The following is a 15159-nucleotide window of genomic DNA, read 5'->3' as shown; positions in this document are numbered from 1 at the left end:
TATACTGTGGATTATCAACAAATACTTAACGAGATAAGATCAGAATTACCGTCGATACATTATACTGGAAAAGTAGCTTCGTATATTCCTGAATTAGCTAAAATTGAACCAAAAAAATTTGGGATGCATTTGCATTGTATTAATTCTGGTCATTATAATTTTGGAGATCATAATGAACGGTTTTCTATTCAAAGTATCTCGAAAGTATTTGCTTTAACTATGGCAATGTCATTATTAGGTGATGAATTATTTGAGCGTGTGGATGTAGAGCCCTCTGGAGACCCTTTTAACTCTTTGGTACAATTAGAATATGAGAATGGAATTCCCAGGAACCCATTTATAAATGCGGGGGCCTTAGTAATTTGTGATGTTTTAATATCTCAATTAAAAGACCCTAAAAAAGATTTTCTCGATTTCATACATAAAATCACTGGCTGTACATATATTGATATCAACCCAAAAGTTTTTAAATCCGAAAAAGATTATAGTCACCGCAATGCCGCCTTATTAAATCTAATGAAATCTTTTGGCAATATTAAAAATGATATTGAAACCATACTTGATTTTTATATTTATCAATGTTCTGTAGAAATGTCTTGCAAAGAGCTTTCTACTGCATTTATGATATACGCCAATGGCGGAAAACGATTATTTAACAAAGAACGAATATTGTCACCAAGAAAGGTAAAACGTATTAATGCAATAATGCAGACGTGCGGTTTTTATGATGAAGCAGGTGAGTTTAGTTATAGAGTAGGTTTACCCGGAAAAAGTGGTGTTGGCGGAGGAATTGTAGCAGTGCACCCAGGGCAATATGCCGTAGCAGTATGGAGCCCACCTTTGAATCCCAAAGGAAACTCAGAACTTGGGATGCTTGCTTTAGAACGATTAACTACTCTAACAGGATTATCTATTTTTTAAGATTCAAAATTTGTAGTATTTGATAAAACAAGTAATTTTATAAACAACTAATTACTAAAATTTATTTTTTTGAATATATCCCCAAAAAAGAAAACATTATATTTTGTTATTGTTATGATCATAATCACTACAATAACCTATCTCAATCATTTTGATAATTCTTTTCATTTTGATGATATTCACACTATTGTTGAAAATCCTAACATAAGAAGCTTAAAAAATATTCCTGCTTTTTTCAAAGATGGAACAACAATAAGTTCATTACCACAAAATCAAACATATAGACCAATTGTTACCACATCCTTAGCTATTGATTACTGGTTAGGTGATGGGTATACACCTTTCTTCTTTCATATAACATCCTATATTTTATTCCTTTTACAAGGAGTTTTACTTTTCTTTTTTACAAAAAAAATTCTTGATCTATCTTTTAACGACACTTATAATTTTTATGTAGCTAGCGCAATTACTCTATGGTACATGCTACATCCTGTTATGGCAGAAACCGTTAATTATATTATTGCAAGATCTGATTTGCTATCTACATTCTTTATACTTCTTGCATTTGTATTATATCAATATTCAGCCTTTTCGAAAAAATATTATTTATACCTTATTCCATTAACAATAGGGGCTTTAGCAAAACCTACCGCTATTATGTTCGCCCCTTTATTCTTATGCTATGTATTACTTTTTGAAGAAAACATAAGCTTTAATACCTTTTTTTCATCAAAATCTACAAATAAAACCATTCGTGCAATAGTAAAATCTATCCCGGTAATAATTTTTTGTGTCCTCATATATGTCTTTCATCATATAATGACTCCGGATACTTTTACTACTGGATCATCTGAAACATTTAACTATCTTATTACACAACCTTATGTAATTTTTTATTATTTCACAAGCGTTTTTCTTCCCATTAACCTTAGCGCGGATACAGATTGGACTGTTTTACAAACAATTTGGTCGTATAAATACCTTATAGGTATACTATTTTTATCTATAGCAGCTTATGTTATATTTATTACCTCTAAAAAAGAAAAATACCGCCCTATTTGTTTTGGATTGTTATGGTTTTTTATAACACTCGCTCCTACTTCTAGTTTTATTCCGTTGGCAGAAGTTATGAATGATCATCGCATGTTTTTCCCCTATGTAGGCTTAATACTTAGTGTAGGTTGGTCACTGAATTTGTTCCTCCAATATCTTAGAAACAAGTATCATTTTCGATTTTCGTTTCTACCAATACCCATTCTTATAATATTATCTATTTATGCTTTTGGGACCTATTTAAGAAATGAAGTATGGCATAATGATGAAACTCTATGGAAAGATGTCACTATTAAAAGCCCAAAAAACGCCAGAGGATTGATGAATTATGGGATTACAAAAATGAAAAAAGGAGAATATGATAATGCAGAAACATATTTTAAAAAAGCGCTAAAAATAAGGCCTTTTTATCCATTTTTACATATAAATCTCGGTATATTATATAATGCAAAAGAAAATAGTGCGTTAGCAGAAGTGCATTTTAAAAAAGCTATAGAATACGGAGCTAACTATTATAATTCATGGTTTTACTATGGGAAATTTTTATGGGAAAAATCTAGAAATGAAGAATCTATTGATAAACTATCTCAGTCACTAGAATTATCTCCATATAGTATAGAAACACGCATATTACTTATGGAAAACTATCTAAAGTTAGAAGATTGGAAAAATTTAAATCTACTAGCTTCCAGCACTCTTGAGATCGATAAAGATAACAAAAGAGCACAATCCTTTTTAGTGGCAAGTATCGAGAAAAATAGCGCATTAGCAATTGAAGAAAAAAACATTGCAAATGACCCTACGCCTGAAAAATATTTTAATCTGAGTTTCAAGTATTATCAAAAAAAACAATATCGTAAATCCATATCTATTGCTAAAAAAGCCATAGCCCTAAACCCTAATTATGTAGAAGCCTACAATAACATATGTAGTGCTCATAATCTTTTGGGAGAATATGAAAAAGCAATTAAAGCGTGTAAAAAAGCAATTGAACTAGCTCCAAATTATCAACTTGCAAAAAACAATCTTGAGGATATTGTTAATCGTAAAACTAAAATAGATTATCAAATTAATCTATTAAAAGAAGATGTTAGCGAAGAAAATTACTTGAATCTAAGCGTATTATATTACAATTATGGATTGTTTGAAAAATGTATAAAAATAGCTGAAGAAGGAGTTATAATATATCCCAACTCTGATAAGCTTTATAATAACATTTGTACTGCACATAACGCCTTAAAAAACTGGAATAAAGCTATTGAAGCAGGAAAAAAAGGGTTAGTAATAAATCCAGACAATCAACTTTTAAAGAATAATTATAATGTAGCTTTAAAAAACATACAACAATAGCAAATAAGTAAACGTAATATAACAACTTAATACGCATCAAAATCTAATGCATCGAATTGTATTTTAGAAAAATCAAATTCTCTACCATTTCCAGTAAGATCTTTAAAAATTAAATTAAGTGGCGATGGCCTCATTTTTAATGGAATATCAAAATAAAAAGATTTTTTCCAATCGATAGTATTATCAATACCCATCCATAGCTTAATAGGCATCAAACTTAGAGTACGTGTATGATTATCATCAATACTATATTCTTTGTCAAATTCTTTAAGAATTGCTTGTATCCCAAAACGATCTGTTGGAGCTAAAATTCTATTATTTTTGATTTTGTACTGTAATTCGGGGTTAGATATACGCCATTGTATTGTATCCTCATTCCAAATTCTTTGATAATCAACATTGTAATCATCTTTTTCACGTGTAATTGGGCCCCAACCTAGTTTAGCATCAAGCATTCCTATAAATTGAAAATCTAATTTCTTCAAAAAACCTGATGTGCTTTGGGCATTAGCAACTCCGATTATAAAACTAAACCCTTGATTCGCTGCTTCTTTATAACTTTCATTTGCTAACTTAGGAAACAATTTTTTTCCTCTATGTTCAGGATGTGTTGCTGTATTTAATGACAATAATCCCTTCTCTTCTTTACCATAAATTTTAGCTTTGATTGGCATCAATGCATAATGAGCTGCTAAGGTAGCTCCTTCATATGCATTATAACCCATCATTGGTCCATCGGGGTTATCTACATATTGCCAGACAACAAAAGTTTCTGTATATTTCTTAGCATGAGGAAAAGTAATTTTCAATAGATTTGTAATCTCTTTAATCGATGTTTCATCTGTCCGAATAGGCAAAAAATTGTAACTCATCTATTTTAATATTAAATCTAAACTTTCCTGAAAGCTTTTTAACTTTACTTCTATTTTTTTTTGATCTTCTTTTGTTTCAAAAGTTGTCAATTTCTTTAATCCCAACACACTTTCTGAAGATATCGGTATTTTCACATTAATTCCTTCAAAAAATTTGCACGCTAAATACAACATAAAAGTTGGAATTGGAATAAAAATTAATTTCCTACCTAATCGTTGCGCCAATTCTTTATAAAAAACTTTCATAGTCACCACCTCTTGATGCGCTACCTTAAAAACCCCAGTCAATTCTTTCTTGATGAGAGTTTTCTCAATAATCTTACCTAAATCTTCTATATAAATGGTTTGCAAAGGCTGTACTCCACCTCCTACCAATGGAAAGATACTGGATGTTTTCATTCGACCAATCATTTCCGACAAAATCCCTTTTTCTCCTATTATAAATCCAATTTTTAACACTATATCTTTTTCTAAATCAAACAACTCTTCACATCGCAATTTTGTGATTCCATAGTGTGAAATTGCTTTATCATGTGCTGAAAATGAGGAAAGAAAGGCTACTTTTATTTTTTTTTGTGTACAGATAGAAACTATTTTTCTAGTACCTTCTAGATTGATTTCATCTGCGTTAGTATTTTTTTCATACCTGAGATACGCAGCATGAATTAGAAAATCTACACCATCGAAGTAGGTTGATTCTTTACATTCTTCCAAATTGTATTGAACATAGGTAACATCCTCATACTTTTCTTTTGGAAAACTATGAACAAATGCTTTTATTTTCCATTTTTTTATTCTAAAATAATCTACCAGGTATTTACCTAAGAAACCATTTGCTCCAGTAATAATAATAGTGGGTTTATTCATAATCAAGAACATTTCTAGCTACCCTATTAGCATTTGCCATTAGAGTTAATGTTAATCCCTTTGCCGGTAAATATTTGAATCCCGATCCATCAGCTACAAATACATTTTTTGTCCCTCCTAATTTACCCGATTTAGAAATAGTAAAAAGGTCTCCACCTTCATCAAATGGTAAAGTTCCTCCGTAATGAATACTCCCGCCAATGGGAGTACGAATTGTTTTTAATGGAAAACATCCTAAAACCCTTAATGCTTTTCTAATTTTTTTCTCTCTGGCATGATTTATCCTTTGTTCATCATCAGACAATATATATTGACCAGTCAAAATATCTCCTGTATAGCTTGAAACATCTTTCTTCATTGATATAAACTTTGAATCTGATCCTTTATCCGGGTGATGGATACCTGCTATCGTAAAAGAAGAGTGCAAAAATTGCATTATAATTCTGGCATCAGCAAAGTTAAGAGGAGTCTCTTTGATTAACTTAAACAACAAAAGTGATCTATAACTAAATAATGCGGCCATACTTACATCAAAATTATCTTTATTTTCATCAATAAAAAGTAGTAATTGAGCAAAACTGGTTTTATATCGTTCAATTTTTTTACCTAAACGTCTCCATTGCAAACAGGGAATATAAGAATACGGATTACAAATTATAGGAAGTTTTTCTTTCTTATAATCAAAAGATCTAAGAACAATACGGGCTGTCCCTAATACACCAGGTGATAAAATTAGTTTCTTACATACAAAAACTTGTTCTTCATTGGTATCAATTCTTTTCACATAAACTTCGATTTTGTTTTCTTGCTCTTTAAATTTGATCACCAAACATTTCTTATGATAATCAAAATTTGGTTTTTTCAACAATTCGTCAATAGTAATCCAAGATCTGTACGCTGACTTATTAGAATCACTCCAAAACCCCATATCACTGTACTTAACAGCAGAGCGATTGTTCCAATCCTTTGTAAGTAAAGCCAACCCTGATCGGCCAATAAATATATTTTTTTTATTCAGTTTATTCTTATTGGTATAATAAGCATTAAAAATTCCTTTTAAGTTATCTTCAATTTTTGTTGGCGATTGTATATCCTTCAAATTTCTTATACTATATGGGCTTCCATCATCTTTTGCTCCAGATATTCCAATATAAGAAGCCACTTCCTGATACGCAGATAACATTTCTGACTCATTCAACCCTAAGGCTTCTAATTCCAATTTAGAAAAAACATAACAACCTAATCCCCAACCGCCACCTAATCCACCTTTTGCTGTACTTTCCATCGGTTGAAAACTATTTGATTCAAAAGGCAATAATTTCTCAGAGAATCTTGTTAAAAAACTTCTTGGAGGTGTTAGCTGGGAACCGACTCTTGTGGTTTCCCAAGGAATTCCTTCAAATTTATTTCCCAAAAAATAAGAATGCTGTAACTCGTCATTTTCGCGTATTGTTCGAAAATCAGCGTTAGGAATCACATCTTTATATACCTTATCCTCTTCTCCAATATCCAACAACCCAACTTGCTCCCCTTTATCCACAAGAGTTTTTGCTGCTATTGCTCCTGTAGCCCCCGAACCTACAACTATATAATCATAATTCAACTGCATTTCGATCTAATATTTGTAATAATTATTACTCCAAAAAGAGCTCTAAAAACAGCTCGGAAACCAACCATTCCTAGTCTAAAAAAGTAAAAAAAGGAATATCGCTGTGATAAAAAAAACATAGTATAGTTTGGTGAAGCTTCCAATATGGCGAGCATTGTGAAAATTTTTCTTCTCACTATATTATTCGGATCTTTTATTGCTAAACCGCCATCTATACATGCCATTCTCCACTTACTTTTAAGCATATTAGATAATAGCCTCTGTTCATATATTGTTAATTGAAGATTAAATTGAGTCATTGCTGACACATAGTTACTCTCTTCCTTTCTTTTCAAAGGAGCAGAGATTAAATAATCTGTAATTCGATTTGCTTCTACAATGTAATCTCTATTTTCCTTCATTCAAAAGTTCAATATAACTTTTATAAGTAATGATACTTGGATTAAAAATATCCATAATTTTATGGAGTCTTGGGTATACTCCTTTTCGATTAAAATACATTAATTTATTATAAATCCAATTATCATTAATCTCAGGATGCATAAATTTTTCTTGTTCTGTATCAATATCATAAGGATGAAAATAACTAGTTATCGCCCTGTTTTTATTATAATGAAAATTAAAGCTTTTTTTTATAAAATAGAAAGGTAAAAATCTAAAATATACTCCCCCCGAAAATGGCACTTTAAAAAATCTCCCTTCACGCAGACTTACTGGTATTTCCCATAAATCGGTGTTCATTTTTCTAGGGTCTTCTCCAAATTCTTTCCATCCATATAAAGGGTTTTTTGCAGGAAGTACCGAACTAGAATATTTAAATCCTAAATCTGTCAAAACACCAAAAGCCCATTCTGTATCTTTAGTTATAGAGTATGTTGGTGCTCGATATCCTATAAGTTCTTTTGCTCCTGCATTATATAGATTATCCATATTTCGTTGTAGATCATCTCGAAACTCTTCTTCGCTTTGCCTTGTTACCGGAATATGTTTGTTTGAATGACAGGCAATTTCATGCCCTTCAGCAGTTATAGTTTTAATCAGGTCTGGATAATGTTTTGGAATATCTCCAACAGTAAAAAATGTAGCTTTTGCCTTATATAAATTTAAAAAATCTAAATATTCTTCTGTTAATTTTTCAACACTTGGCTTATATCTTAATCCATCATTAACACGCAAACGAACATCCTCTAAATCAACGCTAAACAAAAAAATATTTTCTTTTTTATCAAACTTCATTATTCGACAATTATAAGTACTTATTTCTCAAAAAAGTGATTCTAATTATTTCTGGCGAAGCTTAAAAGCAAACCATAAAAACACTTCTTTTTTTAAACAAATTATTGATTTTTTCTTAGAGCAGATAATTGTTCGGCAATTAGTCCTAAAAGAAAAATTATCAAACCGGTAAGTATTAAAGTACTAGCTCCAATACTTATACCTTTACCTTGAAAGAAAAAATTAGCTCCCCAAAATACGCCAAACACAAAAAAGAAAGCAGAAATAGGTAAGAAAATTCTTGCTGGGTTAAATAGGATTATAATATTGATGATCTCCATAACCGTCTCAAAAGCTGTTCGTATACCTATAGTACTTACCCCTCCAATTCGTTTCTTAATTTGAATAGGTTCTTCAATGACCAAATGTCGATTACTTACAAAAGTCAATGTAATAATATCACTAAAAGACATGGTATCTGGAGTTAGTTTTAAATATTTCTTGACCAATTTTGTGTCATAAATTTTCATCCCCGAATTAATGTCATAAACCGACAATTTCATAAGCATTTTCGCAACAAAACGAATAATTCCTTTTCCCACTTTCCTAAATGCCGAAGCAGACAATTGTCCTTTTCTACTTCCAATAACCAAATCAGCATCTGTTTCTAATATCTTGGCAAACAAATTATCTACATCACTTAAATAATGCTGACCATCTGCATCTATTGTTATTACATAATCGGTATCACACTCTTCAATACCACTTTTAATTGCCCCTCCATACCCCTTATTTACTTTATGGGTAATTACTGTAAGTATAGAAATATTTGCAGCTTGCATGTTCAAAATTTCACTAGTCTTATCTTTAGATCCATCGTCAACCAAAATAAGAGAATACGAATTAGTTATACAATGGTCAATAACCTTAGGTAAAAATAACTTTAGTGATTCTTCTTCATTATAAACAGGCATTACAATGGTTAATGTCTTGCTCATTGAGTTTATTTTTAAAACAATATAAACATACTAAATTTATCTTTAGCCAGAGTCATAAGAATAAAAAAGGCATTTTTTTCCTAAAACTTCTTTACCTTGTGCATAGTAAAATTTAAAAAGAATGAACGATCTGATTAATCAACTAAATCTTAATTTTGAAGAAAACTTTTCCATTCTAAATTATGTCATTAACATACTTATATGCGGAACACTTCTTTTCTTCCTGAAAATTGTTTATGTAAGATATGGAACCGCCATATCCAATAGATCTCAATTATCTAAAGTTCTTATTTTAGTTGGCATAACTACTTTTATTATTATTTCTATTGTAAAATCCTCCTTGGCCCTTTCATTAGGTCTGGTAGGTGCTCTTTCTATTGTTAGGTTTAGAACAGCAATAAAAGAACCCGAAGAATTGGGGTATTTCTTTATTGCTATCTCAATTGGATTAGGATTAGGAGCTAATCAATTATTACCTACGATTATTGGTTTTGGAATACTTATTTTAATTGTAATTTTCCTAAACAAGAATAAATTAGGTAATTCTTTTTCTCAAAACCTACTAATATGTTTACAATGCAATAATGATGATAAATCTAAAATCACTGATCAAATAAGCACTATAGTTTCTGAAAATTCTAATCAAGTAGATCTAAAAAGAATAAAATATGCAAATGGAGAAATCCATTTCAATTTTTTAATCAATATCTCTTCAATAGAAAATATAAGGTTAATACATGATGGTCTATCAGAAATAAATACTACTGTAGATGTTACATTTCTTAGTAATGAAATATAAATAAAATATAGATTAGTTAAAACCTATTTTTTTTATGAAAATCAAAAAGGTTCAAAATAAAAAATCTCATTTGATTATAATGCCAATCGTATTTTTTGCATTATTTATATCTAGTTTATTATTTCAAAAAAACAACTCCTTACCCAATAATAACGAACAAGTACACAATACAGAAATCCCCACTACCACTCTTAGTGAAGAAGGAATCTCTGAAATGATTGATAAGAATATAAACAAAATATACTCAGATTCTGAATTTTCAATTTATTATAAAGCAGATCGCGGCGTGCCTAAAATATATTATGTTTACAAAGATAGTTTAACAAATAGACAGTTAAATGATGCATTTTTCATACATATTTTCCCAAAAGATGAAGAAGCACTATTAAAATTACAGAAATACAATTATATAAATCTGGATTTCTTCGACTTTAATCCTATTGAATTGAAAATAAATAATGAAACCTACTTTGTCTTTACAGGTGTTTTTTCCCATAAAACACTAACTCATTTTTTAGAACCTAATAAGATAAAATTCTTCAATACAGGTAGATTTTCGGAAATTCAAGGAAGGTCATATCAAGCAGATGGAATCAATTTCGAAAACCTATCTCCTGATAACACATCTAATACTTTAGAAAAAATAACGATCTCTATTAATAAAAAGAACTTTGAGAAAGTAAAATCAAGACGAAATGAAGCATTAAAAAGTAAAATTTTAATAAAAAAAGATGATGATTTTGTAACATCCAAAGTTTCATATAATACAACAAAAAATATAAAATCTAGAATAAGACTTAAGGGGGACTGGACGGATCATTTGGATGATGAAAAAAAATGGTCTTTTAGAGTAATTCTTGAGGATGAAAATCTTACTATAAGAGGAATGAGTAAATTCTCCATCCAACATCCAAAAGTCAGAAATTATGAGTGGGAATGGCTATTTCAAAAAGTGATTAAAAATAATGATCTAATTGGATTACGATATGATTTTATCAATGTAGACATAGAAATAAAAGAAAAAGATAGTATACAAACAATTCCTTTGGGAATTATGGCTATTGAAGAATCTTTTGACAAAAGATTAATAGAAAATAATAAAAGAAGGGAAGGTATTATCTTGTCGTTTGATGAATCTTTGCTTTGGGAAGATCGAAAAAAATCTTCTGACCTAAAATTGAATGTCAATTCGTGGAGTAAAAAATTACAAAATACACAAAATTTACCCATTAAAGTTTTTGATGAATCACGAATACTTTCAGACCCCGTACTATCAAAACAGTTTAACGTTGCCAAAAATTTATTAGAAGGTCTTAAAAAAGGAAAATTAAAAATCTCTGAAGTATTTGACATAGATAAATTAACAACCTTCGTTGCTTTGTCAAATCTATTTGGGGGACAACACGGATTAATAAATCATAATTTGAGAATCTATTTTAACCCTGTTACAAATAAACTAGAGCCCGTTTGTTTTGACTCTCACCCAGGCTTCAAAATAGATAAAATCACTCACTATCCTTTTTCAAAAAATGATAGTATTTACACAAAAAAAATACTAGAAAAGCTTGAAATAATTAGTAATGAAAAGTTTATTAAAAATTTCATAAATAAGTTCAATAACGATCTTAATAAGGTATTTGTAAATTTACAAACAGAACTAAAAACAACAGTAGATCTTTCAATTCTTGACTATAATAGTAATTTCATAAAAAAACAAATAAACCCTTCAAACATAATTGTTTCTAATTTACTAAATATTGACAAAAAGCAAATACAAATAGATATCAACAACCTATCTGATTTCCCTGTTATCATCAATAGTTTAGAACATAACAATGGAAGAAGGTTAAGTTTTCCTTTTTCCTCAGATCCAATTATTCATCCAAACGAAAAAAAACTTATTACTTTTTACATAAAAGATGCTTTTAATAATGCCTTCGTTTCAAAAAAAAATAAAAAGGGAGGATTTCGGTATCCTAAAGATGTAAAAAAATTGAAAATAAAATATAAGCTTCCAGGCCTTTCAATTTCTCGGAAGAATATTATCATTCCCTTTGGGGCGAATCAAGATGAAACACTAGAGGTTATTAATACTTATAAAAAATCATTCGTAGCTAATTATACCAGTTTTAATTTTATTGAAGTTAAAAATAATATACTTACGATACCAAAGGGCAATCATAAATTAAATAAAACCTTAGTCATTCCAAAAAATCACAAAGTTATTGTCGAAAAAGGAGCCTCTATAGATATGACAAATAAAGCATCTATCATCTCATATTCACCAATTATATGCAAAGGAATAAAGAACTCTCCTATTCATTTTTTTTCATCTGATAATTCAAGTGGTGGAATTTTCATTTCAAACACTAAAAAAAAATCAATACTAAATCATTGCAATTTCACAAGCCTTTCAAATCCGACATCTAATCTCTGGACTCTATCTGGTGCTGTAAATTTTAACGAAACTATTGTCGAAATCTCTAACTCTGTTTTTAGAAACAATAGATCAGAAGATGGCCTTAACATTATTAGATCCAAATTTCTTATTGATTCTACGATTTTTAAAAACACATTATCTGATGCATTTGATGGAGATTTTGTTGAAGGAAAAATTCTAAATAGCACATTCTCAAACAATGGAAACGATGGCATAGATGTATCAGGCTCTACTATTTTCTTAAAAGATATTGTAATCAGAAATTCTTCAGACAAAGCGATAAGTGCAGGAGAATCAAGTACGATCAAAGGAATGAATATTAGTGTGTCTGAAGGAGAAATTGGTATTGTAAGTAAAGATTTATCAAGTATCTCATTGCAAAATGTTAGCATATCAAATACAAAACTAGCATTATCGTCTTTTCAAAAAAAGTCTGAATACGGAACCGGATCAATTGATATTTCAATGTTGACATTGCAAAACAATGAATTAGATTATTTAATTGAAAATGGCTCTCAACTTTTAATTGATAAAACTCCTGTTAGAACCGTATCTAATAAAGTAATAGATCAAATGTATGGGAAAAAATATGGAAAAAGCAGTAAATGAAAATTTTCATAAACCACTCTTTTACAATCTGAGATATGAAAGAAAATTTATATTTCAAAATATACACTTAGATGACCTAATACAAACTATTGTTTACACAAACACTTTTGGTTTTGAAGAAATCTATTCAAAAAGAACCGTCAATAATATATATTTTGATGATAATAATTATACATTTTACAAACAAAATATTTCTGGAGACGGAATAAGAGAAAAATATAGACTTCGATGGTATAATGATGTACCATCAATAATAAAATCCCCAACCATAGAAATAAAAAAGAAGTTCGGAGAAGTCGGAGATAAGCTTTCTCTTAAAATACCCTCTTTTGAAACAAACCTACAATCATTACATGCAGATCAAATCAATTCTCAAATAAGAAAAGCAGTAAAAGAAACAAAAAACAAAGAATTAATTTGCAAGTTTTATAATCTATTTCCAACACTGTACAACACATATGAAAGAAGATACTTTCTTTCTGCTTGTGAAAAATTTAGGATCACTTTAGATTTTAACATGCATTTCTTTAATCCTAATAATTATAAGCATTGTCGTTCAATCAATAATGAGATTATTTTAGAGCTTAAATACAATAAAAAACATGATAATGAATCTAGAGTCTTAACGCAACAAATTAATTCTCGATTATCTAAAAACTCAAAATATGTTAGAGGTATTGGGATAATTCATTCTTAGCCGTATGAAAAACAAAAAAGCTTTCAAACCAGTTGAGTTCAATATATATATTGTGACGGTCGTTATACCTTTAGTATGTATTTTTTTTTCTGTAAGATGTGCTACTCCAAAAAAGAGAATTCTTAATTCTCGATCAAATTACATTTATCTATCACATACTAGATTGCAAACAAATGATAGCATATTTAAGAAAATCTATGATTTAGACCTGAACTTATATGATATGACTTTGTTAGGTGGAGATTTAGGTGTCGCAACATTTGAAGATTCAATAATACATCATCTGGATAAAGTTTTTGATTTAAAAAACAAAAACACTCTGTGGAGTATTGGTAATCATGACAATACATCAAATGAAAATTTCAAGAAGTTTACAAATAAAAATAAATTTCATTATTATATAAAAGATGGAACTACCTTTATAACAATCAATTCTCAAGACAGTTTAAGTTCTATAGTTGGCGAACAAAAAACAATGTTTTTTGATATCCTAAATACTTTACAAACCAAAAACATTGTTATTCTTTCTCATAAATTAATTTTTATGGATCAACATCCTGTAATGGATAGTCAAATTAATCAGATATGTAATGGCCCCAAAGGAATTTGTGATTACTGCCATAATTCAAATAATTTTCAATCTGAAATATACCCCAAACTATTACAAGTTAAAAACTCTGGTAAAACCATTTTATGGATTGGAGGTGATTTAGGAGCAAGAGCTTCCAAGTTTGAATATATCGACAAGAATGGAATAGTTTTTCTAGGAAATGGTTTTTGGTTTATGAATAAAAACAATCAAATTCTACTTCTTTCTAATTATAAAAATGAAATCGATTACAAGTTTATAGCAATAGACACTTTAATAAAATATCAAAATTCAAAATATATTAATTCGCTTTTTTTCAAATAGTTACAAGACATTTAATATAAATAAAAAAGCTTCATTAAAATTAATGAAGCCTTTGAGCGGGAGACCAGGTTCGAACTGGCGACATTCAGCTTGGAAGGCTGACGCTCTACCAACTGAGCTACTCCCGCTTTTTGTGGCGACAAATGTATTAGATTTCTTCTAAACTAAAAAACAAATAAATATTTTTTTATGATAATTTCACGTTAAATTTTAACAAAAGCTAGTTATAAATATTTTTTTATGTGTATTTTGACGATAAAAATTGTTTTTTATCGAAAAAATCATATATTTGCTTAATTGATAACATTTTAAGGAATTATCAATTTATATTTATGCCAAAAAAGAATAATTGCTGTTTTAACCATATATATACTGTGGTTAAACCGTAATTTATTTAAGTTTTAATTATAAATAAAACGTAAAATATGAAGATAAAATTACCCCTCATAATCTTATTTTTATCTTTAGCAACTGCTCAGGCTCAGGTCAAAGTTGGTGATAACCCCAATCAAATAGATTCTTTTTCTATTTTAGAATTGGAAAGTACTAATAGGACATTCGTTCTCTCTAGAGTTACAACAACTCAAATGAACGCAATGACTCCATTAAATGGAGCATTAGTTTATAATACAACTGTCAATTGCGTCTTTCAATATAACAACAATAGCTGGTCAAGTCTATGTTCCGGCAATGATGATCAACAATTATCTTTTAATCCTACAACAAACATTTTAAGTTTGGAAGATGGAGGAACTGTTGATTTATCTTCTCTAATATCTGCAGGCCCTATAGGCCCAACTGGTGCGCAAGGACCAA

At 29.4% G+C, this 15159-nt stretch carries 12 protein-coding genes, 1 tRNA gene and 1 pseudogene; 7 read left to right on the top strand and 7 right to left on the bottom strand.

Going from position 1 to position 15159, the window contains the following annotated elements; genetic code table 11:
• Positions 1-6: 6 nt before the first annotated feature.
• Together Z053_RS0118890 and Z053_RS0118885 are read left to right on the top strand one after the other, a co-directional pair.
• Entirely contained in the window at positions 7-921 is a 915-nt protein-coding gene (locus Z053_RS0118890) for a glutaminase (RefSeq protein WP_025666544.1), read from the top strand.
• A 69-nt stretch (positions 922-990) separates the two neighbouring features.
• Positions 991-3324 (top strand): tetratricopeptide repeat protein, encoded by a 2334-nt coding sequence (locus Z053_RS0118885; RefSeq protein WP_152538343.1) that lies wholly within the window; start codon positions 991-993, stop codon positions 3322-3324.
• 26 nt (positions 3325-3350) lie between these two features.
• On the opposite strand, the gene Z053_RS0118880 is transcribed toward Z053_RS0118885, so the two are convergent.
• The 6 genes from Z053_RS0118880 to Z053_RS0118855 all read right to left on the bottom strand — a co-directional run bounded on the left by Z053_RS0118880 (position 3351) and on the right by Z053_RS0118855 (position 8885).
• Positions 3351-4196 carry a GNAT family N-acetyltransferase gene (locus tag Z053_RS0118880; protein ID WP_025666542.1) on the bottom strand — a complete coding sequence of 282 codons (846 nt, stop codon included), beginning with the start codon at positions 4194-4196 and terminating at the stop codon, positions 3351-3353.
• Positions 4197-5063, bottom strand: a complete 867-nt coding sequence (locus Z053_RS0118875; RefSeq protein ID WP_025666541.1) for an NAD-dependent epimerase/dehydratase family protein — start codon at positions 5061-5063, stop codon at positions 4197-4199.
• A complete protein-coding gene (locus Z053_RS0118870; RefSeq protein ID WP_025666540.1) occupies positions 5056-6672 on the bottom strand; it encodes a hypothetical protein in 1617 nt (538 codons plus the stop codon). Before Z053_RS0118870 ends, Z053_RS0118875 begins: the two co-directional genes overlap by 8 nt.
• A complete protein-coding gene (locus Z053_RS0118865; protein ID WP_025666539.1) occupies positions 6663-7073 on the bottom strand; it encodes a hypothetical protein in 411 nt (136 codons plus the stop codon). The genes Z053_RS0118870 and Z053_RS0118865 overlap by 10 nt, the downstream gene beginning before the upstream one ends.
• On the bottom strand, positions 7060-7908 hold the full coding sequence (locus Z053_RS28935; protein WP_025666538.1) for a polysaccharide deacetylase family protein: 849 nt from the start codon (positions 7906-7908) through the stop codon (positions 7060-7062). Before Z053_RS28935 ends, Z053_RS0118865 begins: the two co-directional genes overlap by 14 nt.
• Before the next feature lie 101 nt (positions 7909-8009).
• Positions 8010-8885: a glycosyltransferase family 2 protein gene (locus Z053_RS0118855; protein ID WP_025666537.1), complete on the bottom strand. Its 876-nt coding sequence runs from the start codon at positions 8883-8885 to the stop codon at positions 8010-8012.
• A 121-nt stretch (positions 8886-9006) separates the two neighbouring features.
• Between Z053_RS0118855 and Z053_RS30360 the strand changes: the two genes are divergently transcribed.
• The 4 genes from Z053_RS30360 to Z053_RS28925 all read left to right on the top strand — a co-directional run bounded on the left by Z053_RS30360 (position 9007) and on the right by Z053_RS28925 (position 14343).
• A complete protein-coding gene (locus tag Z053_RS30360) occupies positions 9007-9684 on the top strand; it encodes a DUF4956 domain-containing protein (RefSeq protein ID WP_025666536.1) in 678 nt (225 codons plus the stop codon).
• A gap of 34 nt (positions 9685-9718) precedes the next feature.
• Positions 9719-12733 (top strand): hypothetical protein, encoded by a 3015-nt coding sequence (locus tag Z053_RS0118845; RefSeq protein ID WP_025666535.1) that lies wholly within the window; start codon positions 9719-9721, stop codon positions 12731-12733.
• Complete coding sequence (locus Z053_RS0118840; RefSeq protein ID WP_160170121.1) at positions 12714-13430, top strand: polyphosphate polymerase domain-containing protein; 717 nt, start codon at positions 12714-12716, stop codon at positions 13428-13430. Before Z053_RS0118845 ends, Z053_RS0118840 begins: the two co-directional genes overlap by 20 nt.
• 223 nt (positions 13431-13653) lie before the next feature.
• Positions 13654-14343 (top strand): hypothetical protein, encoded by a 690-nt coding sequence (locus Z053_RS28925; RefSeq protein ID WP_035096429.1) that lies wholly within the window; start codon positions 13654-13656, stop codon positions 14341-14343.
• Positions 14344-14398: 55 nt separating this feature from the next.
• On the opposite strand, the gene Z053_RS0118830 is transcribed toward Z053_RS28925, so the two are convergent.
• Positions 14399-14471, bottom strand: a tRNA-Gly gene (locus Z053_RS0118830).
• Between the two features lie 297 nt (positions 14472-14768).
• Between Z053_RS0118830 and Z053_RS28920 the strand changes: the two are divergent.
• A pseudogene (locus Z053_RS28920) lies at positions 14769-15159 on the top strand (hypothetical protein); the annotation flags it as partial.

Source organism: Aquimarina megaterium XH134, assembly GCF_000520975.1.
GTDB classification, from domain to species: Bacteria; Bacteroidota; Bacteroidia; order Flavobacteriales; family Flavobacteriaceae; genus Aquimarina; species Aquimarina megaterium.
The sequence above is the reverse complement of the archived record's forward strand: the minus strand, read 5'-3'. Positions and strand labels throughout refer to the sequence as shown.